Origin of the sequence: Bacillus cereus group sp. BfR-BA-01356, assembly GCF_022663635.1 — a bacterium.
Classification (GTDB): Bacteria; Bacillota; Bacilli; order Bacillales; family Bacillaceae_G; genus Bacillus_A; species Bacillus_A cereus.
Window position 1 is genome coordinate 26,783 of sequence record NZ_JAKUFX010000019.1, and the last position, 23,016, is coordinate 49,798.

The following is a 23,016-nucleotide window of genomic DNA, read 5'->3' on the forward strand; positions in this document are numbered from 1 at the left end:
CTTTTATATTTTTTCGTAGAAGAATGTATCAAATCGCTGAAGATTGTAACGTTCGGGTGTTAAAATTTGTTCCGTACTACCAACAAATAGTACACCGCCTTTTCGTAAAGAACGACTAAATTTTTCGTAAAGTTTTACTCTTGCTTCTTCTGTGAAATATATCATTACATTGCGACAAATAATCAAATCATAATTTGTATCGAATGACTGCATTAAAAGGTCATGTTGTTTAAACGAGACGTTTTGTTTAATGTTTTGATGCAATGAATATAGATCATTCTCTTTTGTGAAATGACGTTCTTTCAAATCAGTAGGTAATTCCTTTAAAGAACGTTCTGTATATTGACCGCGTTTTGCGGTTTCTAAAATATGAAAATCAAGATCTGTTGCTTGAATTTCAAAACGAAATGGAGCAAGATGCTTCGATAAAATTAAAGAGAGTGTATACGGTTCTTCACCAGCAGCGCAAGCGGCACTCCATACCTTTAATTTTCCGCTATTTTGTTCGAGTAATTTTGGTAGTGCTTTCGACTCTAAAGTTTGCCATCGTTCTTTATTTCTAAAAAACTCTGAAACGTTAATTGTAATATAGTCAATAAAATTTAAAAATAAATTTTGATCAGCGCGTAATTTGCTTAAAAAATTAGTGTAGTTTTCGAAGCCTTTTCTCGAAATGAAAGCATCGATTCTACGGCGCATTCTATCTTGTTTATATGAAGCGATGTCCATATTGAATTGTTGTTTAAAACTCGCGATAAAATGATCATAATCTTGTTCAATTATCATATTTACAATGGGCACAATAATGATATTGTGCCTCCCCCTTTACATCATACGAATTTTTTGTTCAAAGCTTTTTTTCATTTGCTTTTCATGTAATCCTGGTAAATCATAAATGACAGCATCAATACCTGCTTCTTTTGCAACATCGACAGGGATGACAGATGTATGTTTGTCCCCATTATAAAAACAGAGAACTAAATCAGTGTCTTCAATAATTTGTTTAACAAAAAACATATAATCTGATCGGTAAATGGAGTCAGAAGGATGATCAAAAGCAACATATTCGGCTCCGTGTTTTTTTAAGTAATCAACGACTTCTTGGAATTCATCTGTAATTGCTTGCAATGGTTGCAGCGTGTAAAGGCATAAATTTTGAGCGAGTCTTTCATTCTCAACGAAAAAACGAAGAACCTCATTTTCAATAGATTTATAACATAATATGTAAATTTTATGTTTGTGAGCATAGTCAGTTAAAAATTTTTTAATTTCTTCTTGATCTAATGCTGTTAATTGATTTGAACCACAAAGGAAAATATTCATAGAATTGTGCCACCTCATGCTAAATTGTAACATATCTTTTATAAAAAATAACTGCAAAATATTACTGTTCAGAGTATAATTATAAATAACTGGATTTTACGATTAAGTTTAGGAAGAAATAAAAAAATAAATAGGTGATATATATGCTACGTTCTATCTCGCATAATCCAATTTTATCGCATATACCACCTGCTACTCAAATGCCGAAAGAAGCAAATGTCAGGACAGGACTTGCATTTTCGGATAATTTGCATGCAGATCCGAAAAAAGATAAATTACTAGAACAAATGGAAGCGTTTGTCGATAATATTGGAGAAATTAAAGAGAAAATTGAAATGGAATTAACGCTTGATAATGTAATGGAATACAAAAACACAGTAAAATCATTTTTGAATTTCTACGTTGATAATGTATTGCAGTATAAAGATGTCATGTCTCGTCACCCACGTTACGGATATTCACAGAAAATGACGATTGTGAAACAGGCAGAAATGGGATTGAATGAATTAGAAGATGTGATGAATCTAATTAATACGAAAACAGGACATTTAGAAATGTTAAATCAAATTGGAGAAATCCATGGTTTAATTGTGAATTTAGTCTTGTAAAAGGAAGGAAGCTATATGTACATACAATTATATGAAAAACTCGTTATTATTCAAAAAGCGTATGAAAATATTCAAGCGCTTGGAGAGCAAATATATGAGAATTTAAAAAATAAAAATGTAAATGCAGTTCAAAAGTTGCAAGTAGAGCAATTGCAGTACATTGATGGTTTAAAAGGGTTATCAAGCTCATTTGAAGAAATGGTTGTTCAGTTCTGTAAAGAACAAGGAGTTGAATCGTTTCGTGTAAGTGCGTTATTTTCGTATTTTTCTCAACAAGAAATTGAAAAAATGGATGAATTACAAAAAAACGTAACTGAATTAGAAGAGAATGTAAAAATGATTCTTTTGAAAAATCAATATTACTTAAACGTACTATTAAAAACTACAGAAAGTATTGTGGATTCTGTTTCTGAATATAACTTAGAGCGAAACAATAATTCGCAAATCTTTATGAACGAACTATTGTAAAGGAGAAGTGAAGCTTTATGAGATTATCTGATTATAATACACCGCTATCGGGTATGTTGGCGGCTCAAATGGGGTTACAAACAACGAAACAAAACTTGTCTAATATTCATACACCAGGTTATGTTCGTCAAATGGTGAATTACGAATCTGCTGGAGGGAGTAAAGGGTATGCACCAGAACAAAGAATAGGGTATGGTGTACAAACGTTAGGTGTTGATCGTATTACAGATGAAGTGAAGACAAAGCAATATAATGATCAAATGTCACAGTTCTCTTACTATGCATATATGAATTCTACTTTGTCGCGAGTAGAGTCTATGGTAGGAACGACAGGTAAAAATTCATTATCTAGTTTAATGGATGGGTTTTTCAATGCTTTTCGTGAAGTTGCAAAAAATCCGGAGCAATCAAATTACTACGATACATTAATTGCTGAAATGGGGAAGTTCACAAGTCAAGTAAGTCGTCTTGCGAAAAACTTGGATACAGTGGAAGCACAGACGACAGAAGATATTGAAGCGCATGTTAATGAATTTAATCGACTTGCTGCTAGTTTAGCAGAAGCGAACAAGAAAATTGGACAAGCTGGTACACAAGTACCAAATCAACTATTAGATGAACGTGATCGTATTATGACAGAAATGTCTAAGTATGCAGATATAGAAGTATCGTATGAAGCTACAAATCCTAATATTGCAAGTGTTAGGATGAATGGTGTTTTAACTGTAAATGGTCAAGATACATACCCACTTCAATTACAGAAGGATAAAAAGCCAATGTCTGTACAAATATCTGGAACAGATATCCCATTAAGTGGTGGAACAATTTTATCGGCAATTGATACGAAAGCAAAGATTACAAATTATAAAGATAATCTGAATGAGTTTGTAAATTCGTTAAAAAAACAAGTGAATAATACTATGAAGAAAGAGCTTTTTGTAGGAGAAGATGCGAAGAAGCTTGAATTGAATCCTGATTTTATAAAAGATATTTCAAAAATGAAAATTTCGGCTGAAACTGCCAACAACCTTGCGGCTATTACAGATAAAGGCTATAAGGATGGACTTACATATAAGCAAGCCTTAGATCAATTTTTAGTTGGTGTAGCCTCTGATAAAAGTTCAGTAAATGCATATCAAAATATTCATAAGGATTTATTAGAAGGTATCCAGCAAGAAAAGATGAGCATCGAGGGCGTAAATATGGAAGAAGAAATGGTTAATTTAATGGCCTTCCAAAAATACTTCGTGGCGAATTCTAAAGCTATAACTACTATGAATGAAGTGTTTGATAGTTTGTTTTCGATTATTAGATAAGGAGTAGTCATGTATAGTTGGTAATTGGAAATATTTAAGGAGGAGATAGAAATGAGAGTATCTACATTTCAAAATGCAAACTGGGCAAAGAATCAGTTGATGGATTTAAATGTGCAACAGCAATACCACCGAAATCAAGTAACCTCAGGGAAGAAAAACCTTCTTATGAGTGAAGATCCACTTGCAGCAAGTAAATCATTTGCGATTCAACATTCATTGGCAAATATGGAGCAAATGCAGAAAGATATAGCGGATTCGAAAAATGTATTAACACAAACTGAAAATACTTTACAAGGTGTTTTGAAATCTTTAACAAGAGCAGACCAATTAACAGTACAAGCGTTAAATGGTACAAATAGTGAAAAAGAATTGCAGGCTATTGGTGTAGAGATTGATCAAATTTTAAAACAGGTCGTCTATTTAGCGAATACAAAAGAACAAGGTCGTTATATTTTCGGTGGTGATAGTGCAGAAAATCTGCCATTTACAGAAGATGGTACGTACCAGGGTGGAAAAAATGATGTGAACTGGAAACTAAATGACGGTTATGAATTCAAAGCGTTCCGTAACGGTGAAGCATTATTATCCCCTGTTATAAAAACGTTAAAACAGATGAGTGAAGCGATGCAAAACGGTGACCAAAAAGCATTAAAACCGTTATTAGAAGAAAATAAGCAAAACTTAGATGGCATCATTAACCGTACAACTGAAGTTGGTTCAACAATGAACACAATGGAGACGTTTAAAACAATTTTAAGTGAGCAAAATGTAGCACTTCAAGAAAACCGTAAAGAAATTGAGGATGTTGATTTAGCGGTCGCAATTTCTGATTTAGCTTATATAAACGCAACGTACGAAGCGACATTAAAAGCTGTTAGTACGATGAGTAAAACGAGTATTTTAGATTACATGTAAATGATAAGGAGTGAAAAATATGGCAGGAACAATATCTGATTATGGTGGCAGACAACAAATATGGAATTTAGGAAATAACATAATAGATACAAAGAAGTTAGTAGATTTAGAGTTACAAGCATTGGAAATGAAAAAATCACCTTATACTACACAAAAACAAACATTAACAAATGAAAAAAACGTGTATGCAAGCATGAAAAAAGAATTTGGAAATCTTGTACAAGTGTTCAAAGATTTATACGCATTTAAAGGTGATGAAAAGAAAACAACTTTATCCAAAGATGGTTTTATGAAAGCACAAGCAGACGCTGCTGCAATTCCTGGAACATACACGATTACAGTAGAACGGGTAGCTGAAAGACATCAAATAACTACAGCTCCACTTACTCCTTCAAAAACTCCTGAAGGTATGGAGCAAAAGTTTAGTTTAGATTTAAAACTTGGAGTAGATGATGTATTTCAGATAAATGGAAAAGAAGTTAAAATCTCAAAAGATATGACGTATAAAGATCTTGTCAATAAGATAAATAATGGGAATTATGGTGCATCAGTATACACATTAGGGGATCAACTATTTTTCACATCGACTACTGCAGGAGAAGCTGGAGAGCTGAAATTAACGGATGGCGCCAATGGTTTTTTACAAAATATAGGGTTAGTTACTTCTGCGAAAAATCCGGATGGAACGAATGTTGTTGCACATCAAGTGACAGGAGCAATAAATGCTGAGTATACAATAAACGGAATAAAAGGAACTAGTAAAACAAATAAGATTGATACAATTCCAGGATTAACCATTAATTTAGAAAAAGAAACTACAGAGCCAATAAAATTAACTATTGAAGATTCTGATATAAAAAATTCAATAGATTTAATAAAAAAAATGAAAGACGAGTATAATAAGGCTGTTAAAAGTTTGGATTTATTTGCTGGAGAAAATGGAGTAATGCAAGGGAGTAATGTGTCATTTGCTATCAATAATGCAATGACAGGTATTTTTAAATTTTCCCAAGATGATAAGTATTTATTTTCTTTTGGAATTCAAATTGATAAAAAAGGCAATATGACTCTTGATGAAGAAAAATTAAAAACAGCTTTTAAAGAGAATCCGGAATCTACGAAACAATTTTTCTTTGGTTTAAATGGTTTAGGTCATGATACAGAGAAAAAGTTAGATGGGATATTTGGAGATGAAGGAATTATTGGGAAACGTTCTAAAAGTATTGAAAAGCAAGTAACTGATTTAGAGAGAAAAATTCAAGATATTGATACAGTTAATAAGGAAAAACAAAAAACAATTATTGATAAATATGCAAAATTAGAAAGTCAGTTAGCATTGCTTGATAGTCAGTTGAAGACAATTCAAGCAATGACAAAAACAAAAAGTGATGACTAATGAAAGCTGAGGAAGTGATTGTATGCAAGCATGGCAACGTTATATGCAAAATGATATTATGACGAGTAATCCAATTAAAAATACAATATTTATTTATGAAAGATGCATCATTGAGTTTCGTAAATTGGAAGAACTTTTAAATACATTCAAACTTCAAGATGGTGATGAACTTCTTGAAAAGTTAGAACGTATATTTGAAGAGTTGAAGCTCCAGTTAAATCCTGATATTACGAAAGATTTATACGATAGTTTATTTGGTTTATATGATTGGATTAGCATTCAAATTCAAACGATGAAAGTCACGCGTGAAGTAAAAGACATTGATGCCATTGTGCAAGTGTTACAAGATTTAATAGATGGATACCGTGGAGCGCTTGAAAATGAACAATGATATTTATCGAACGTTTGTCAGTTGTTTTAATGAAATCGGTGAATTACAAGTGTCAGATGAAGAGTTTGCTGAGAAGAGTGAGATGTTAAATCGCTGGATGATGACACTAGATGAAGAAAGACGTGCACAAGTTGCAGCAGAAGTAAGCCCATTCATTATTAAGGCAGCACAGCACATTCGAGATAAGCAAAAGATTTTGGAAGAAATGATAATGGCAAATGATGGGCGAATGAAGGCTAATTCATTTTACGGTAAATATTAATAATAACGTCTGGAAACAGATTCCCCTTTTAAAAGGGGGTCTATTCCTTCGTTTACATAAAGAACTCCGCTGATTGAGGTTTCATTTTATGACTGTGATGAAAAAATAATAGTAATCTAAATAATAGAAAAATGGACTTTAGTTTATAGTTTATATATTGAAATGTTCTATAGATTACTATGTGTATACAGTTTTTTGCATTCTTTTTTTATATTTTTGTATTTTTCTAAAGACAACAATGAAAAAATGGAATAAAATATGTAAGGGTACATAATAGTAAATATTTTAATAAACGCATATAAGAAAATAAATAATGAAGTGAAACTTCTATCAGTGGATCATTACGTTAGAAAAGGAAGGGTGTGGAATATGCCAGATTTAGTGAGTGATGTAAGCCATTATATGAATTATTTAGTAACGAAACGAAATACTGTTTCCAGTAATATTGCAAATGCGAATACACCTGGCTATAAAGCACAAGATGTAACATTTGCTGAGCAGATGAATAAAAGTAGTGCATTATATAAAAACAATGCGGCTGATTTAAAGAGCAATCCAGATTTATATCAAACGAATGAAATGCACTTGCCGACAGTAAATACGAAAAATACATATGCAAAGATTCAAACAAAATCAATGCAAACGAATAAAGACGGAAATAGTGTGGATGTAACGACAGAAATGCTAGATTTAATGAAAGCAAATCAGTTATACGGTATTTCAATTAACGCGATTAATACACAATATGCAATTAACCAAGCGGCACGCGGACGTTAAAAGTAGAAGGAGAGACAACGAATGTTTCAGGCAATTAATGCAAGTGGCTCAGGGCTAACAACAGCGAGAAAGTGGATGGAAGTTACTTCTAACAATATTGTAAATGCAAATACGACGGCGGCTCCGGGGGCAGATTTATATGAGCGTCGTAGTGTGGTGCTAGAATCAAACAATAGTTTTGCAAGTATGCTAGATGGGGCTCCTACTAATGGAGTAAAAATAAAAAGTATTGAAGCAGACAAAACGGAAAATTTAGTGTATGATCCGACGCATCCGCACGCAAATGAAGAAGGATATGTACGTTATCCCAATATTGATGTAACTGCTGAAATGACGAATGTAATGGTTGCTCAAAAAATGTATGAAGCGAATACGAGTGTATTAAATGCGAATAAAAAAATGCTTGATAAAGATTTAGAAATCGGCCGAGGATAAGGGGGAAGATAGTAATATGAAAATTCAACCAATGTTACATACACAACCATTTGGAGCAATTCAGTCAATTGGTGCACCGAAAACTTCTCAAACATCTGTAGTTGAGGGGAAAAAGTTTATTGATTTATTGGAAGATATGAATCAAACACAAAACAATGCACAAACAGCAGTATATGATTTACTAACTAAAGGGGTAGGAGAAACACATGACGTTTTAATTCAGCAAAAGAAAGCTGAGTCTCAAATGAAAACGGCTGCTCTCGTACGTGATAATCTTATTGAAAATTATAAGTCACTAATTAATATGCAAATTTAGGAAAGTGGACGGGTGTGTTTAAATGGAAAAGATGAAAAATGTTATCCAATCGTTAAAAACGTGGCATAAGTTAGTAATCGGTGCTGCGCTTTTAGCGATTGTAACAGGAGCACTTTTATATTTCACCTTGCCAGATAAATATGTTGTTGTATATCAAAATTTAAATGATGCAGATAAACAAGAGATTACAGCAGAATTATCGAAGTTAGGTGTCGATTACCAATTAGCGGCCGATGGTTCAATTCGTGTGCAAAAGAATGATGCTCCATGGGTTCGAAAAGAAATGAATGGGATGGGCTTACCGTTTAATTCGAAAAGCGGTGAAGAAATTTTATTAGAAAGCTCTCTCGGTTCAAGTGAACAAGATAAAAAAATGAAGCAAATTGTCGGTACGAAGAAGCAATTGGAACAAGATATTGTAAGAAACTTTGCGACAGTTGAAACGGCAAATGTTCAAATTACATTGCCTGAAAAAGAGACAATTTTTGATGAAGAAAAAGCGAAAGGAACAGCGGCGATTACGGTTGGAGTGAAACGTGGACAATTGTTAACAGCTGATCAAGTTGCAGGTATACAGCAAATGATTAGTGCAGCGGTTCCTGGTGTGAAAGCAGAAGAAGTAAGTGTTATTGATAGTAAAAAAGGTGTTATCTCAAAAGGAGCAGATGAAGCACATTCTAGTAGTTCCTCTTCTTATGAGAAAGAAGTAGAGATGCAGCACCAACTTGAAGGTAAATTAAAGCAAGATATTGATGCAACGTTAATGACGATGTTTAAACCGAATGAATATAAAGTGAATACGAAAGTATCTGTAAACTACGATGAAGTTACACGTCAGTCAGAGAAGTATGGTGATAAAGGTGTACTTCGTAGTAAACAAGAGCAAGAGGAAAGCTCTACTGCGCAAGAAGGGGCAGATACAAAGCAAGGTGCTGGTATTACAGCGAACGGTGAAGTGCCAAACTACGGTACGAACAATAATCAAAATGGTAAAGTTGTCTACGATAATAAAAATGGCAACAAAATCGAAAACTATGAAATAGATAAAACAGTTGAAACAATTAAGAAACACCCAGAATTAACGAAAACAAATGTTGTTGTATGGGTAGATAATGATACGTTAGTAAAACGAAGAATTGATATGACTACTTTCAAAGAAGCAATTGGAACAGCGGCAGGACTTCAAGCTGATCCGAACGGTAACTTTATAAATGGTCAAGTTAACGTTGTAACTGTTCAGTTCGATCAGCCGAAAGCTGAAAAAGAGAAAGAGCCAGAAAAAAGTGGTATGAACTGGTGGTTATTCGGTGGAATTACAGCTGGCTTATTAGCAATCGGTGGTCTAGTATGGTTCTTATTAGCAAGACGTAAGAGAAAGAAAGAAGAAGAGGAATATGAAGAATACTTAGCAGAAGATGAAATTGCTGCAAGTAATGAAAGTATCTTGGAAATTCCTGAAGAAAAAATAGTGCCAGAGCCAAAACCTGAACCAGAAGAACCAACGTTAGATGAACAAGTGCAGGATGCTACGAAAGAACATGTAGAAGGTACTGCAAAAGTAATTAAAAAATGGTTAAACGGACAGTAAGGGAGGAACAACGATGTTAGATGAAATCTCCTCCAAAGAAAAAGCTGCCATCCTCATTCGTACATTAGACGAAGGGGTGGCAGCAAAAGTCATTGAATATATGACAGCTGAGGAAAAAGAAGTATTACTTCGTGAAATTGCGAAGTTTCGTGTATATAAACCAGAAACGTTAGAGAATGTACTAGGAGAGTTCTTATATGAACTAAATGTAAAAGAATTGAACTTAGTCACTCCAGATAAAGAGTATATTCGTCGTATATTTAAAAACATGCCAGAAGACGAACTGGAAAAATTATTGGAAGACCTTTGGTATAACAAAGATAATCCATTTGAATTCTTAAATTCACTTACAGATTTAGAACCACTTCTTACAGTGCTTAATGATGAGTCACCACAAACAATTGCAATTATCGCTTCTTATATTAAACCGCAACTTGCGTCTCAATTAATTGAGAGATTGCCAGATCATAAGCGAGTAGAAACGGTAATGGGTATTGCGAAACTAGAACAAGTTGATGGTGAATTAATTAATCAAATTGGTGAGTTGTTAAAAACGAAATTAAATAATATGGCATTTAGTGCAATTAATAAAACTGATGGCTTGAAAACAATCGTAAACATTTTAAATAATGTTTCACGAGGTGTTGAAAAAACAGTCTTTCAAAAACTGGATGAAGTCGATTATGAGTTATCTGAGAAAATTAAAGAAAATATGTTTGTCTTTGAAGACTTACTTGGTCTTGAAGATCTTGCGCTTCGCCGTGTATTAGAAGAAATTACAGATAACGGTGTTCTTGCGAAAGCACTTAAAATTGCAAAAGAAGAAATTAAAGAGAAATTATTTACATGTATGTCTTCAAACCGTAAAGAGATGATTCTAGAAGAATTAGATGGCTTAGGACCGCTTAAGATGACGGATGCTGAAAAAGCGCAGCAAACGATCACGGGTACAGTGAAAAAGCTAGAGAAAGAAGGAAGAATTATCGTTCAAAGAGGTGAAGAGGATGTCCTTATTTAAAAACAGAATTCCGAAGAATTCTGTTTCTTTTTCTGAAGAAACGTATGAATTACAATTTCCAAAACCAGCTTCAGTCCAAATAGAAGAGGAAGAATTACAAGCAGATCATGCAGAGCTTCGCGCCCAGCAAGAATCATTACATATGGAAATGAATCAGCTAAGGCAAGAGCAGCAAATGCTAGAACGAGAGCGTCAGCAGTTATTACAAGATAAAGAACAATTTCAAATGCATATTCATGAACAAATGGAACAGATGGAAGCAGCGCGTGTGCAGTTTCAAAAAGAACAACAAGAAATAGCATATGAATGGACAGAGTTATTATGGGATCAATCATTTCATTTAGCAGAAAAAATCGTGAATCAAGCGGTAGATTCACGATTGCTTGATGTGCTACCTATTTTAACTGGCATCGTGCAAACATTGCCAACTTCGTTTGAAAAATTAATCATTACAGTACATCCAGAAACGTTTGAACGTATTCAAGAAGAGAAGGAGAATACGAAAGAATATTGGTTACTACAATTAGTAGAATGGAAATATGATTTCTCCCTGCAGTTTGGTGAATTTGTTCTGGAAGAAGAGAAAGAGTTCTTTGAATTTAAATTTGCACCTATATTTGCGAAACTTCGTCAGAAATGGGAAGAAGAGAAGTTATTTGAGGAGCAAAATGTATGAGCCGCCTGTTAATGAATGAGAACGAAAAATGGAATAAGTTCATTGAAACACCGCTGTATACGAAAGTAGGCAAAGTTCATAGTGTACAAGAACAGTTTTTCGTAGCAAAAGGGCCGAAAGCGAAGATCGGAGATGTTTGCTTCGTTGGAGAACATAACGTCTTATGTGAAGTGATTGCCATTGAAAAAGAAAATAATATGCTACTTCCATTTGAACAGACAGAAAAAGTATGTTATGGAGATTCAGTGACACTAGTTTCAGAAGATGTTGTTGTACCACGTGGTAATCACTTGCTCGGAAAAGTGTTAAGTGCAAATGGTGAAGTGTTAAATGAGGAAGCTGAAAACATTCCATTACAGAAAATAAAACTAGATGCACCGCCTATACATGCATTTGAACGTGAAGAGATTACTGATGTATTTGAAACAGGAATAAAATCAATTGATTCTATGCTAACAATTGGTATCGGTCAAAAGATTGGTATTTTTGCTGGGTCAGGTGTTGGTAAATCAACTTTACTTGGAATGATAGCAAAAAATGCAAAAGCTGATATAAACGTTATTAGTTTAGTAGGAGAACGTGGCCGGGAAGTAAAAGACTTTATTCGAAAAGAGTTAGGCGAGGAAGGGATGCGAAAAAGCGTCGTTGTTGTAGCGACGTCAGATGAAAGTCACCTTATGCAACTTCGTGCAGCGAAACTTGCAACGTCTATTGCTGAATACTTCCGTGATCAAGGCAATAACGTATTACTTATGATGGACTCTGTTACTCGTTTTGCCGATGCACGAAGAAGTGTTGATATTGCTGTTAAAGAGTTACCGATTGGTGGTAAAACACTGTTAATGGAAAGTTATATGAAGAAGTTGTTAGAGCGTTCCGGAAAAACACAAAAGGGATCTATAACAGGTATTTATACGGTGCTTGTTGATGGGGACGATTTAAATGGTCCTGTACCAGATTTAGCACGTGGTATTTTAGATGGACATATCGTATTAAAGCGTGAGCTTGCAACGCTTAGTCATTATCCTGCAATTTCAGTATTAGATTCAGTAAGTAGGATTATGGAAGAAATTGTTTCGCCACATCATTGTCAACTTGCAAATGAAATGAGAAAGATTTTATCAATTTATAAAGAAAATGAATTGTATTTTAAGCTAGGAACGATTCAAGAAAATGAAGAAAATGCTTATATTTTTGAATGTAAAAATAAAGTAGAAGGCATAAATACATTTTTAAAGCAAGGTCGATCGGATAGTTTCCAATTTGATGATATCGTTGAAGCGATACAGCATATAGTATAAGGCCTCTGCATAAGAGGTCTTATTTTTTTGTTTTTTAATATTTCACAGATTTTTTTGGAAAAAAACTATATAATAGAAAAAGAGAACGTTATAATAGAAAGGGGTTATGAAAACAGGTGGATAAACAGCAGTACGACACAATAAAATTGCAAATAAATCAAGAAAAAGAACATATTTTAAAAGAAGTGTATGAATTAACAGCTGAAAAAAGAAAAATAGAACAAAAAAAAGAATATGATTTATATGTTGTGAAATCGCGTAGTAAAGTCGTACAAACTGGGCAACGTATTATGGCTGGTATGCTTTCTTCACATACGTTTTCACCTGAAAGAATAGAAGAATGGAATCGGAAAATTAAAAAAACGGAAGGTTTTATTCAAAAAAATGAAAGTCTTTTAGAGCAAGTAAAAGAAAAAGAACGTGTCATTGATGAGATGTATCAAGAAGATTGCAAAAAGCTTGCGAAAGCACAAGAAAAGCTGGAAGAAAAAATGCTTCTGGATTTGAAAATGTGTATGAATGGATGAGGTGAATGTAGTGATACAGTCTGTATTACCGGTGCAACAAAGTTTACCTCCGCAAAAAGAAAAAGGGCTAGAAGTACAATCAAAAAATGAAGATTCTTCATTCGATCGTACGATGAGAATGGAAAATAAAAAACAGCCGCAAACGGAGAAAACGAAACGAGAAGAAGCACCAAAAGAAGAGAGAAAAGATTATATTCTTTCTAAAAAATCGGTAACGGAAGAAGAACCTATTGTAAAGAAAGAAGAAAAAAAAGAGACAGAACAGTTGTTATTAGCTGTATCTGAGCAAATGGTTGCAATTGAGCAATTACATGTGCAGCCGGAATTGTTATATCAATACATACAAAAAATACAAGAGCTATATAAAGAATATGGCAATATTAAACTTAATGAATTACCTGTAGCTGAATTACAACAATTACAAGAACTTCTTTCAAATATGAATATCAAAAATGCTATATGTTTAGAAGATACAATGCAAATGGTATTAGACAAAATGAAGATGCCAGAGCAAACGATGCAAGCATTGAAGGTTGTAGAAACAGAAACTTGTAATATTGCAAAGGAACAAGAAGAGTCTAAAGAGGTAGATCTTCCGAAACTTGAGAGCGATGATGCAAAGGTAGAGTTGCCAGAAGTTGATGCATTAAACGATTCGAGCTCTGCAGGTGCAGAATTATTAAATAAAACGACGAGTACCGAACAAATAGGGAAATCAAATAGTGGTGCTGAGAAAGTTTCATTACCTGACTTAGGAAAGAAAATGGAAGTGCAAGTAGAAGCGCTGCAAAAATTTGTAGTGAAACAAGAACGTGTTTTATTCCAGTTAAATCCAGAAAAACTTGGTACATTAACAGTGTTTATGAAAAAACACGGAGATCAAATTGACGTTCACGTAGAAATGGAAAAACACGATGCGAAAAAACGTGTTGAAATCATTTTTGATGAATTGAGATTAAAGTTAAAAGAAAAAGAAATCAATATTCAAATTAGCTATTCAGATAAAGATGAAAATCGTAAAGAACAGCGAGAACAAGAGCAAAGGCAAAAACAGAAATTAGCAAATACAAATCATGAAAAACAACAATCAACAGAATTTGCGGGATTATTGGAGGAATAACGCGTGCCAACAGTTGGATTAAATACAACGAGTACAAATCATATTCCGTTACAAGCAGGAGCGCAAACAAAAAACGCATCTGTAAATGGTGTGCAATCGCCAGTTCAACAAACAAACGGAGTATCAGCAAGTAATCAAAAAACACCCGGTATTATGGATAAAGATGATTTCCTGAAACTTTTTTTAGCGAGCTTTCAACATCAAGACCCGTTTAATGCGATGGATATGAACCAAATGATGAATCAAACGGCTCAACTATCGCTTATGGAGCAAGTACAAAATATGACGAAAGCAGTAGATAAACTACAATCAACGATGTATACGACAGCTCTTGATGGTGGGATGAAATTTTTAGGAAAGTATGTTAGAGGTATAAACAATAAGGGGGAGCAAGTGACTGGTCAAGTGGAAACAGTTCGACTTGCCGAAAATAACGATGTACAACTTATTGTTGATAATCAAGTTGTCTCACTTCGTTTTGTAGAAAGGGTTTCAGATAAACCGATAGCAGAAACAAATCCAGAAGATGAGAAGAAAGATGATATAGAGAAAAATGAAGAGGTTAAGCAAAATTAATAAAAGGAGTGTATATAGGTTATGATTAAAGCGTTATATACGAGTATTACAGGGATGAATGCGGCACAAAATGCATTAAGTGTTACTTCAAATAATATTGCAAATGCACAAACAGTTGGATATAAAAAGCAAAAAGCTATTTTTGATGATCTGCTATATAATAATACGGTTGGTTCACGTGGGGATGGTGCTTATGCTGGTACGAATCCAAAGAGTATCGGTAACGGTGTAAAGTTTAGTGGGACATCTACAGATTTTAGTGATGGTTCTATTACTTTAACTAGTGATAAGATGGAGACAGCAATAGAGGGAAATGGTTTATTTTTAGTTGGCGATCGTAATAGCGGAAATGTAGAGTATACGAGAAAAGGGTCTTTCGGTGTATCGAAAGATAACTATGTTACAAATACAAGTGGTCAGTATGTGCTAGGGTATGGTGTGAAAACAGGAACTCAAGAAATAGATTTTTCTTCACGACCAAGTCCAATTCATATTCCAATGGGATCAGCTGTTGGTGGGATTCAAACAGATAAAGCAACAATAGGTGGAAACCTTCCTAGAAATCAAAATGCATTATCTCACGAATTCACAGTTTTTGATGAGGAAGGGAACTCGTTAACGTTACGTGTAAATATTAAACAAAAGACTACAAAAGAGACTGTAGATGGTAAAGAAGTTGAAAAGCCTGTGCCAGGTGAATATACGTATACGGTTTCTGTAAGAAATGATTCTAAAAACGAAAAAGAGTTTAAGCCGGTTGAAGGCATGACGGGCGAAAAAAATCTTAAATTTGATACATTAGGAAATCTAAAGGAGACAGATGAAGCTGTACAAAAAAATCCAGTAACTGGTGAAATTACTAAAGGTGGAACGGTTAAAATTCCTTTTGGTAAGGGACTGACACTGGACTTAAGTGGTTTAACAAATTATCCAACAGGGAAAACTATTTCTACAACAGAAGTAACGGGGCGTCCAGCTGCAATTGCAAATGACTATTCAATTTCTGACGGTGGTTTCGTTATGATGAGATATTCGGATGGTAGTATGAAGGTTGTAGGACAACTAGCTGTAGCTACATTCCCTAATTCAGGTGGATTAATGAAAACTGGGAATGGCAATTACATTGCCACACCATCAGCAGGGATTCCAGGGATAGGTGTTGCTGGTGAGAATGGTGCAGGTAATGTAAGAGGTTCAGCAAAAGAAAGTTCAAACGTAGATTTATCTGTAGAATTCGTTGACTTAATGTTATATCAACGTGGATTCCAAGGAAATGCGAAAGTAATTAAAGTGTCAGATGAAGTATTAAATGAAGTTGTAAACTTAATTCGATAATGTATTATAAAGAAAGATCGTAATGTAGTAGAAAGGGTTTTTATTCGTATGACAAGACAAGAACGAATTTTACAATTGCCATTTTTCGAGAATAAACGTGAACTTGCTGAGCAAGTGCTAAAAATGGAACGAGAAGAGCATGTATATTTACCAGATCAATTTGAAATTAAGCAAGTGCCCCCGTATTCATTTGCTGAAAAGGAAGCGATTATTGGTCGTATTCATGAGTTTTATTTCGTCAGTATTGGCAGTGATGGCGCATGGAAGTATCAACTGTTTAAGGACGAGATGAAGTGCCGTGAGTTTTTTGTTACATTATCAGGCATTACGGATCAGCAAATTGCGTTTTGGTTCAACAATATCGAGTTGCTTAAAGGCGCTTAAAAGTGTTTTTAGTCTTAGGTGGCTCGGAGCTGTAAGAAGAGAACTATAGAAATGTACTGGAATGGTTGAACAATAATCTCTTTATAGCAAGTCAGTACTTTTTATAGTCTGTGAGTTGTGACAATAGGGCAATGAAATGAGAGTATGCTAGTTTCATTTCATATGTTTGTGACGATAGATTTTTATAAAAGGAGAGGTGAAGAGGATGGCGCAAAATAAGTATCGCGTTACATTCATTTCGCCGAGTGAGGTTGAGCAGCGGACTGTAATGGCGGCGAATAGTTTGCCAGATTTAATTCGTAAAGTAGAAAGTATTATTGCAGATCCAAACGGTTATTTTGTAAACGATAAAAAAAATAATTGCTATTTTAAAGTGATTAAAGAAAATGTTACGTTTATTCAATATGAGTTACTATTTTCGGATAAGGAAATTCATATTGAAAAATTAAAACATATAGCACCAGTGGTATTAAAACGATTATTTAAAAAAATAAATGACCCGGAACTATATGCACTCGCGCTACTTGATGTTGATATAGCAACGAAAGAATATGTGCTAGCAGAAATGAATTCTGAACTGAGAATAAGAGTAGAGACAGAGCTTTCGAAAAAATGGGAAGCAATGCCGACGGAAATTGTAGGTGCACAAGAAGTTTTATTAGAGGCACTTGCTTCGTTTATACAAGATTAATTGTTTTTTAATAAAATGAATCGTTCGACTATCTATATTTTTTATATAGGTAGTTGACTTTTTCTCTTTTATAAAGCTTAATAATTAGATATACGGAATTAATGGAAGGGGAGCGACACCTTTATGTCACAAGCACAAAGTATTTTATTAGAAAGCGGAACAAATGAATTAGAGATTGTTACGTACACTGTTGGTGAAAACCTATTTAGTATTAATGTAATGAAAGTACGTGAAATCATTAATCCATTCCCTGTTACAACTGTGCCAGAATCTCATCATGTAGTTGAAGGTGTTGTTCAAGTACGTGGTGAAATTTTACCTGTTATTAACTTAGCGATGGCTCTTAATTTAAAGTCAACAAAGCCACTTGATCAAACGAAATTTATCATCTCAGAATTAAACCAAATGAAAGTTATTTTCCGCGTTGATGAAGTGCATCGTATTCAACGTATTTCGTGGGAACAAATTGATGAACCAGCTTCATTATCTATGGGACTAGAAGAAACGACATCTGGTATTGTAAAACTAGATGGAAAAATCATCTTACTATTAGATTATGAAAAAATTGTATGTGAAATTAGCGGCACTGGTTATGACAATAAATCAATTGCAGGATTAGAACAAAAAACAGATCGAGCTGAAAAAGTAATTTACATTGCAGAAGATTCAGCGATGCTTCGCCAAATATTAGAAGAAACATTATCATCAGCTGGATATACGAAAATGAACTTCTTCAGCAATGGTGCAGAAGCGTTAGCACAAATTGAAAAATTAGCGAAAGAGCAAGGCGAAAAAATGTTTGAACATATTCACTTGCTAATTACGGATATTGAAATGCCAAAAATGGATGGACATCATTTAACGAAAGTGGTTAAGGATAGTGAAGTAATGAATCGTTTACCAGTCATTATTTTCTCTTCATTAATTACAAATGAATTATTCCATAAAGGTGAAGCTGTAGGAGCAAATGCTCAAGTAAGTAAGCCAGATATTCAAGAGCTAATTGGTTTAGTTGATAAGTTAGTGCTTTAAAAGCTTCTATTTAGCCGGAATAGAAGCTCTAGCCAAGTGTTGAGCGGTCAGTGCTTAATAGAGCCCTATGCGATGTTGAGATATAGGTAACTAGAAGAGCTGGTGTATAACATTTTTCTATTTAGTAGGAATAGAGGAACTACTTATGTAAGGAAGTTTTCAGTGCTTAATAGAGTCTCATGCGATGTGAGTTCAGAGGTATGAAGTAGTTTTAGGTAAGAAGAAGTGAGACTTCGATTGAGGATTTGAAGACTGGGTTTATAACTCTATTCTGTTAGAGAGAGGAAGGAATTAGCCAATGCTACATATGGCTAATTCCTTTTTAGTATTCTATACTTTAAGCTGGTAGAAAAATGAAAGGTTTCTTGGGTGTTTGTCGCTGTATGTGTGAATAATCTTTATTTAGAGATTTTTGATTTAAAAATATAGGCAAACGTATTTTCGATTGTTATTTTAGTAATATTTCGTGGTAACGCAAATTTTTTCGGTGAAAAAACATTTAAAATACCATATAATATAATTAAATGTAATTAATATGCAATTTTACATATTAATCAAAAAATATTTTCCAAATTTTTATACTTTCTATACATTTTTGTATGTTTATTATTTGACAGATAATTTTGAACTGTTATAATATGGATGTGTAAAAATTGCTATTTTCTTAAAAGACATGGGAGTCAGATGAGAATTGTGAAAGGATGAGGGGGAGTGGCACAGATTATGTATCACCACACAGCAATTAATGTATTAGGTCTTTTACAAAACATGTCAAATAATAAAATGAACGATATGCAACTAGAGGTGGAATTTAAAAAAATAGAAAAAGAATTCCAAGTAAAGTATGAAGAATTAGTTGATTTACATAATAGAATGGTATTATTCCAAATAGATATAGAAAAAAATGGCGGGATGCGAGCATATGAAAAATCAACAATTACATGGCTGAAGTCTGAACTAGAGCTACTGTATGAAGTGTATCAATTTTGTCAGCGTCACGGTTTAAACATTTTAAATATTTCAAAATACGTAAGTAAAAATGAACTAAATCTTTTTCCTAAAACGGAAAGTCAATTGCAAAATACGTATTATAAATTGAAAAAACGTGAAATACCGTTTGAAAATATTGAAAAACAAAAACCGGGACGAAAGCGAAAATATATACCAGTAAAAGAGACAATCGTTGCAAGAAAACAAGAAAACGAGTACGAATTAAAAGAAGAAATCCAGCATAAAGAGGATGAAAAAAATCTTGTAACAGTTATATCTGGTATCGTTGATAACTTTGAAACAATTAATCAGTGTAGTGAAAGGAAAGAAGACGAACTACATCAGTTTATGGAAGGTATTTATAAGCTTTCTAGCATGGCGGCAGGGCGTTCTAGAGAAGCAAAGAATACACGTAGCTTAGAAGATGAATTGCAGTCGTTACAACTAGAAAATGAAAGGCTAAAACGAGAGAAAGAAGATCTTGTACAAGATATTAAAGGTATGACGCAGCTTTTAATTCATTTCATTACAAGTTCTGATATTGATCAAATACGTAAATTACCAACTTTCGTACAAGATTGTAAAATGGAATTACATAAACTAGGGCTATATAATGCACAGGACGGTAAAATGAAAATTATGGTTGATCGTAGCGGACAAGTTATGACCGTAACACAGTAATAAAATTTGGGTACAAAATAAAAGGGAGATACATAGTTTATATGTATCTCCCTTTTATTTTGTATGGAATCGTTCCAAAGAAGGAAGATGAATTTTTACGAGTGTAGTAGTTTAGAAACCATTTGCGGAATTTGATTTGCTTGTGAAACCATACTAAGCGCAACTTCAGTCAACAATCTGAACTTTAAAAAATCACTTATCTCCTGCGCCATATCCGCATCTTCAACTTGAGATACAGCATCTGTTAACGCCATACTTTGGCTATTTAAATTTTCAATATTGAACTGTAAACGATTTATCATAGAGCCAAGGTCGGCACGGTGAAGTGATACATTTTGTAAAGCCTCTTCAATTTTAAGAATCGCCGCGCTTGCTTCTTGTTCTGTTGAAATCTTGATGTCATGTTGTGTAGGGGAAGGGGGAATATGTTTCGTCATATGTACCGTATGACTGATATCGTCTAATGTAATAGGGCGGTTTTGACCGTCAAATACGGATAAATCATTAAATTCAGTTGTCTCGCTAATATAGCCAATTTGTTCTGTTAAAGATTGAAACTCTGTATTCAGTGAATCACGGTTTTTATTTGAATTCGTACCGTTCGTAGATTGAACGGCTAAATCACGCATACGCTGTAAAATATTCGTCACAGTTTGAAGGGCAGCTTCTGCCGTGCGAAGCATTGATATCGCATCCTCATTATTACGAATCGCCACGCGCATACCACTTGCTCTCGCATGCATTCGAGTCACAATTGCAATATTAGCGGGATTATCAGAAGCATGGTTTAACTTCTTACCAGTCGCCAAATGCTCCATTGACACATTCATACGTTTCTCATTCTCATACAACGACTGCCTAGCATTCATACTTAAAATATTCGTACCAATACGCATAATAGACACTCCTTATAGATTGATATAGTCAGTGTTCTAAAGTTAATAAACGGTTATGAAAAGATAAAAAGGCTTATGCTTATTTGCTATTTGTGTTTTAACATAAGAGGGGATCAAGATAAGCACTAACCGCTTCTATGCACCGCAGATGCTCTCTTCCATCAAAAAAAGAAGTTTTTATAAAAAATAAACCTCTCCGCAAGCAGAGAGGTTTATTCAGGAAACTAACTCAAATGGCTTATTGTAATAATTTGGAAACCATTTGTGGAGTTTGGTTTGCTTGAGAAAGCATGCTGATACCAGCTTCATTCAAGATTTTGAACTTAGTCATTTCAGACATTTCTTTCGCCATGTCAGCGTCTTCGATTTGAGAAGCAGCTGAAGCCATGTTAGTAGCTTGGCTTGTTACGTTGTTTAAGTTATGGTCTAAACGGTTTAATTGAGAACCGAAAGTTGCTCTTTCATCAGCAATTTTTTGAATTGCAGTGTCCAGTTTTGTTATTTCAGTTTCAGCAGTGGCTCTATCTGCTAAAGTAGTTAAAGTATCAGTTGTAATTGTTTTTGCATTCAGAGAATCAATTGTCATTGTATCGCCAGAAGCATCAGAAAGTTGAACTTTGATATCAGCCGCACCACCCTTATCAGTACTTAAGAATTTAATACCATTGAAAGATGTTTTGTCAGCGATATGATCAATTTCACTTTTTAATGCTTCGTATTCTTTGTTTAAAGAAGCAGTATCTTCAGTGTTATTCGTACCGTTAGAAGCCTGTGTAGCAAGGTCACGCATACGAAGTAAGATGTTAGAAATAGATCCCAAAGCAGCGTCACCAGTACGTAAAGCAGACATAGCGTCTTGCGTGTTACGTGCTCCGACGTTTAATCCGCCTTCTTTTGCACGCATACGAGTAGCGATAGCTAAACCAGCCGCATCGTCAGCTGCACTGTTAATAGATTTACCGCTAGATAAACGATTCATCGCAGTATTCATTTTGTCCTGGTTTTGTCGCATGTACTCTTGCGTACGCATACTATTAATATTTGTATTAATTCTCATGTTAAGAACCTCCATTGTTATCTTTAGTTTTTTAGTTATATATAAATCTCTTTGTAGACAAAGAGATTTATATAATCAAATGGCTTATTGTAATAATTTAGAAACCATTTGTGGTGTTTGGTTAGCTTGAGAAAGCATGCTGATACCAGCTTCGTTTAAAATTTTGAACTTAGTCATTTCAGACATCTCTTTTGCCATATCAGCATCTTCGATTTGAGAAGCAGCTGCTGCCATGTTAGTAGCTTGGCTCGTTACGTTGTTTAAGTTATGGTCTAAACGGTTTAATTGAGAACCGAAAGTTGCTCTTTCATCAGCAATTTTTTGAATTGCAGTGTCCAGTTTTGTTATTTCAGTTTCAGCAGTGGCTCTATCTTTTAAATTAGTTAAAGTGCCAGTTGTCAATGATTTTGTATCAATGGCTTTGAGTGTCATTGTATCACCAGAAGCATCAGAAAGTTGAATCTCGATATCTTTTCCGGGAGGAGTGGCAGTTGTATCTAAGAAAGAATTACCGTTAAAATTCGTTTTTCCAGCAATGTGATCAATTTCATCTTTTAAGGCAACATACTCTTTGTCTAAAGAGGCAGTATCTTCAGCGTTATTCGTACCGTTTGCAGCTTGTGTAGCAAGGTCACGCATACGAAGTAAGATGTTAGAAATAGATCCCAAAGCAGCGTCACCAGTACGTAAAGCAGACATAGCGTCTTGCGTGTTACGTGCTCCGACGTTTAATCCGCCTTCTTTTGCACGCATACGAGTAGCGATAGCTAAACCAGCCGCATCGTCAGCTGCACTGTTAATAGATTTACCGCTAGATAAACGATTCATCGCAGTATTCATTTTGTCTTGGTTTTGTCGCATGTACTCTTGCGTACGCATACTATTAATATTTGTATTAATTCTCATGTTAAGAACCTCCATTGTTATCTTTAGTTTT

The 23,016-nt window shown here is 34.3% G+C and carries 27 protein-coding genes; 22 read left to right on the top strand and 5 right to left on the bottom strand.

Going from position 1 to position 23,016, the window contains the following annotated elements; translation table 11 throughout:
* Positions 1-3: 3 nt before the first annotated feature.
* Both cheR and MR168_RS09545 read right to left on the bottom strand, forming a co-directional pair.
* Positions 4-786: a protein-glutamate O-methyltransferase CheR gene (gene cheR, locus MR168_RS09540; RefSeq protein ID WP_000582882.1), complete on the bottom strand. Its 783-nt coding sequence runs from the start codon at positions 784-786 to the stop codon at positions 4-6.
* 39 nt (positions 787-825) lie between these two features.
* Positions 826-1,323 (bottom strand): flagellar motor switch protein FliG, encoded by a 498-nt coding sequence (locus MR168_RS09545; RefSeq protein WP_001020110.1) that lies wholly within the window; start codon positions 1,321-1,323, stop codon positions 826-828.
* A 143-nt stretch (positions 1,324-1,466) separates the two neighbouring features.
* Between MR168_RS09545 and MR168_RS09550 the strand changes: the two genes are divergently transcribed.
* The 22 genes from MR168_RS09550 to MR168_RS09655 all read left to right on the top strand — a co-directional run bounded on the left by MR168_RS09550 (position 1,467) and on the right by MR168_RS09655 (position 20,126).
* Complete coding sequence (locus MR168_RS09550) at positions 1,467-1,931, top strand: YaaR family protein (protein WP_000946323.1); 465 nt, start codon at positions 1,467-1,469, stop codon at positions 1,929-1,931.
* 15 nt (positions 1,932-1,946) lie between these two features.
* Positions 1,947-2,399 (top strand): hypothetical protein, encoded by a 453-nt coding sequence (locus MR168_RS09555; RefSeq protein ID WP_086411900.1) that lies wholly within the window; start codon positions 1,947-1,949, stop codon positions 2,397-2,399.
* Between the two features lie 17 nt (positions 2,400-2,416).
* Positions 2,417-3,715 (top strand): flagellar hook-associated protein FlgK, encoded by a 1,299-nt coding sequence (gene flgK, locus MR168_RS09560; protein WP_242291242.1) that lies wholly within the window; start codon positions 2,417-2,419, stop codon positions 3,713-3,715.
* Positions 3,716-3,766: 51 nt separating this feature from the next.
* A complete protein-coding gene (locus tag MR168_RS09565; RefSeq protein ID WP_001266408.1) occupies positions 3,767-4,630 on the top strand; it encodes a flagellar hook-associated protein 3 in 864 nt (287 codons plus the stop codon).
* Between the two features lie 19 nt (positions 4,631-4,649).
* Entirely contained in the window at positions 4,650-6,026 is a 1,377-nt protein-coding gene (locus MR168_RS09570) for a flagellar hook-associated protein 2 (protein ID WP_000929220.1), read from the top strand.
* Between the two features lie 22 nt (positions 6,027-6,048).
* Positions 6,049-6,417, top strand: coding sequence for a flagellar export chaperone FliS (locus tag MR168_RS09575; protein WP_001149504.1), 369 nt, complete (start codon positions 6,049-6,051; stop codon positions 6,415-6,417).
* Entirely contained in the window at positions 6,407-6,679 is a 273-nt protein-coding gene (locus tag MR168_RS09580) for a hypothetical protein (RefSeq protein ID WP_001058084.1), read from the top strand. Before MR168_RS09575 ends, MR168_RS09580 begins: the two co-directional genes overlap by 11 nt.
* A 318-nt stretch (positions 6,680-6,997) precedes the next feature.
* The gene (gene flgB, locus MR168_RS09585) at positions 6,998-7,456 is read left to right on the top strand and encodes a flagellar basal body rod protein FlgB (protein ID WP_370445031.1); all 459 of its coding nucleotides are present in this window, start codon (positions 6,998-7,000) and stop codon (positions 7,454-7,456) included.
* A 21-nt stretch (positions 7,457-7,477) separates the two neighbouring features.
* Positions 7,478-7,891 (top strand): flagellar basal body rod protein FlgC, encoded by a 414-nt coding sequence (flgC, locus tag MR168_RS09590; protein WP_000484680.1) that lies wholly within the window; start codon positions 7,478-7,480, stop codon positions 7,889-7,891.
* A gap of 16 nt (positions 7,892-7,907) precedes the next feature.
* Positions 7,908-8,207, top strand: a complete 300-nt coding sequence (fliE, locus tag MR168_RS09595) for a flagellar hook-basal body complex protein FliE (protein ID WP_000701672.1) — start codon at positions 7,908-7,910, stop codon at positions 8,205-8,207.
* Positions 8,208-8,229: 22 nt separating this feature from the next.
* Positions 8,230-9,795: a flagellar M-ring protein FliF C-terminal domain-containing protein gene (locus MR168_RS09600; protein WP_086411899.1), complete on the top strand. Its 1,566-nt coding sequence runs from the start codon at positions 8,230-8,232 to the stop codon at positions 9,793-9,795.
* 13 nt (positions 9,796-9,808) lie between these two features.
* Positions 9,809-10,813: a flagellar motor switch protein FliG gene (gene fliG, locus MR168_RS09605; RefSeq protein WP_000883356.1), complete on the top strand. Its 1,005-nt coding sequence runs from the start codon at positions 9,809-9,811 to the stop codon at positions 10,811-10,813.
* Positions 10,800-11,489 (top strand): FliH/SctL family protein, encoded by a 690-nt coding sequence (locus MR168_RS09610; protein ID WP_000051695.1) that lies wholly within the window; start codon positions 10,800-10,802, stop codon positions 11,487-11,489. Before fliG ends, MR168_RS09610 begins: the two co-directional genes overlap by 14 nt.
* The gene (locus tag MR168_RS09615; protein ID WP_086411898.1) at positions 11,486-12,790 is read left to right on the top strand and encodes a flagellar protein export ATPase FliI; all 1,305 of its coding nucleotides are present in this window, start codon (positions 11,486-11,488) and stop codon (positions 12,788-12,790) included. Before MR168_RS09610 ends, MR168_RS09615 begins: the two co-directional genes overlap by 4 nt.
* A 116-nt stretch (positions 12,791-12,906) precedes the next feature.
* Positions 12,907-13,317: a hypothetical protein gene (locus tag MR168_RS09620; protein ID WP_000360855.1), complete on the top strand. Its 411-nt coding sequence runs from the start codon at positions 12,907-12,909 to the stop codon at positions 13,315-13,317.
* Positions 13,318-13,327: 10 nt separating this feature from the next.
* Positions 13,328-14,437 carry a flagellar hook-length control protein FliK gene (locus tag MR168_RS09625; protein WP_134207731.1) on the top strand — a complete coding sequence of 370 codons (1,110 nt, stop codon included), beginning with the start codon at positions 13,328-13,330 and terminating at the stop codon, positions 14,435-14,437.
* A gap of 3 nt (positions 14,438-14,440) precedes the next feature.
* Positions 14,441-15,013, top strand: a complete 573-nt coding sequence (locus MR168_RS09630; protein WP_001143477.1) for a flagellar hook assembly protein FlgD — start codon at positions 14,441-14,443, stop codon at positions 15,011-15,013.
* A gap of 21 nt (positions 15,014-15,034) precedes the next feature.
* Complete coding sequence (gene flgE, locus MR168_RS09635; RefSeq protein ID WP_000588310.1) at positions 15,035-16,348, top strand: flagellar hook protein FlgE; 1,314 nt, start codon at positions 15,035-15,037, stop codon at positions 16,346-16,348.
* A 48-nt stretch (positions 16,349-16,396) separates the two neighbouring features.
* The gene (locus MR168_RS09640) at positions 16,397-16,732 is read left to right on the top strand and encodes a DUF3964 family protein (protein ID WP_000198175.1); all 336 of its coding nucleotides are present in this window, start codon (positions 16,397-16,399) and stop codon (positions 16,730-16,732) included.
* Between the two features lie 205 nt (positions 16,733-16,937).
* Positions 16,938-17,423, top strand: a complete 486-nt coding sequence (locus tag MR168_RS09645) for a hypothetical protein (protein WP_000068304.1) — start codon at positions 16,938-16,940, stop codon at positions 17,421-17,423.
* A 123-nt stretch (positions 17,424-17,546) separates the two neighbouring features.
* Positions 17,547-18,455, top strand: coding sequence for a chemotaxis protein (locus tag MR168_RS09650; protein WP_242291243.1), 909 nt, complete (start codon positions 17,547-17,549; stop codon positions 18,453-18,455).
* 723 nt (positions 18,456-19,178) lie between these two features.
* On the top strand, positions 19,179-20,126 hold the full coding sequence (locus MR168_RS09655) for a DNA-binding domain-containing protein (protein ID WP_000274687.1): 948 nt from the start codon (positions 19,179-19,181) through the stop codon (positions 20,124-20,126).
* A gap of 95 nt (positions 20,127-20,221) precedes the next feature.
* On the opposite strand, the gene MR168_RS09660 is transcribed toward MR168_RS09655, so the two are convergent.
* From MR168_RS09660 to MR168_RS09670, 3 genes are all read right to left on the bottom strand, one after another.
* Positions 20,222-21,022: a flagellin N-terminal helical domain-containing protein gene (locus MR168_RS09660; protein WP_001219676.1), complete on the bottom strand. Its 801-nt coding sequence runs from the start codon at positions 21,020-21,022 to the stop codon at positions 20,222-20,224.
* A gap of 238 nt (positions 21,023-21,260) precedes the next feature.
* On the bottom strand, positions 21,261-22,079 hold the full coding sequence (locus tag MR168_RS09665; RefSeq protein WP_001222376.1) for a flagellin N-terminal helical domain-containing protein: 819 nt from the start codon (positions 22,077-22,079) through the stop codon (positions 21,261-21,263).
* A gap of 84 nt (positions 22,080-22,163) precedes the next feature.
* On the bottom strand, positions 22,164-22,985 hold the full coding sequence (locus tag MR168_RS09670) for a flagellin N-terminal helical domain-containing protein (RefSeq protein WP_001222373.1): 822 nt from the start codon (positions 22,983-22,985) through the stop codon (positions 22,164-22,166).
* Positions 22,986-23,016: the final 31 nt, after the last annotated feature.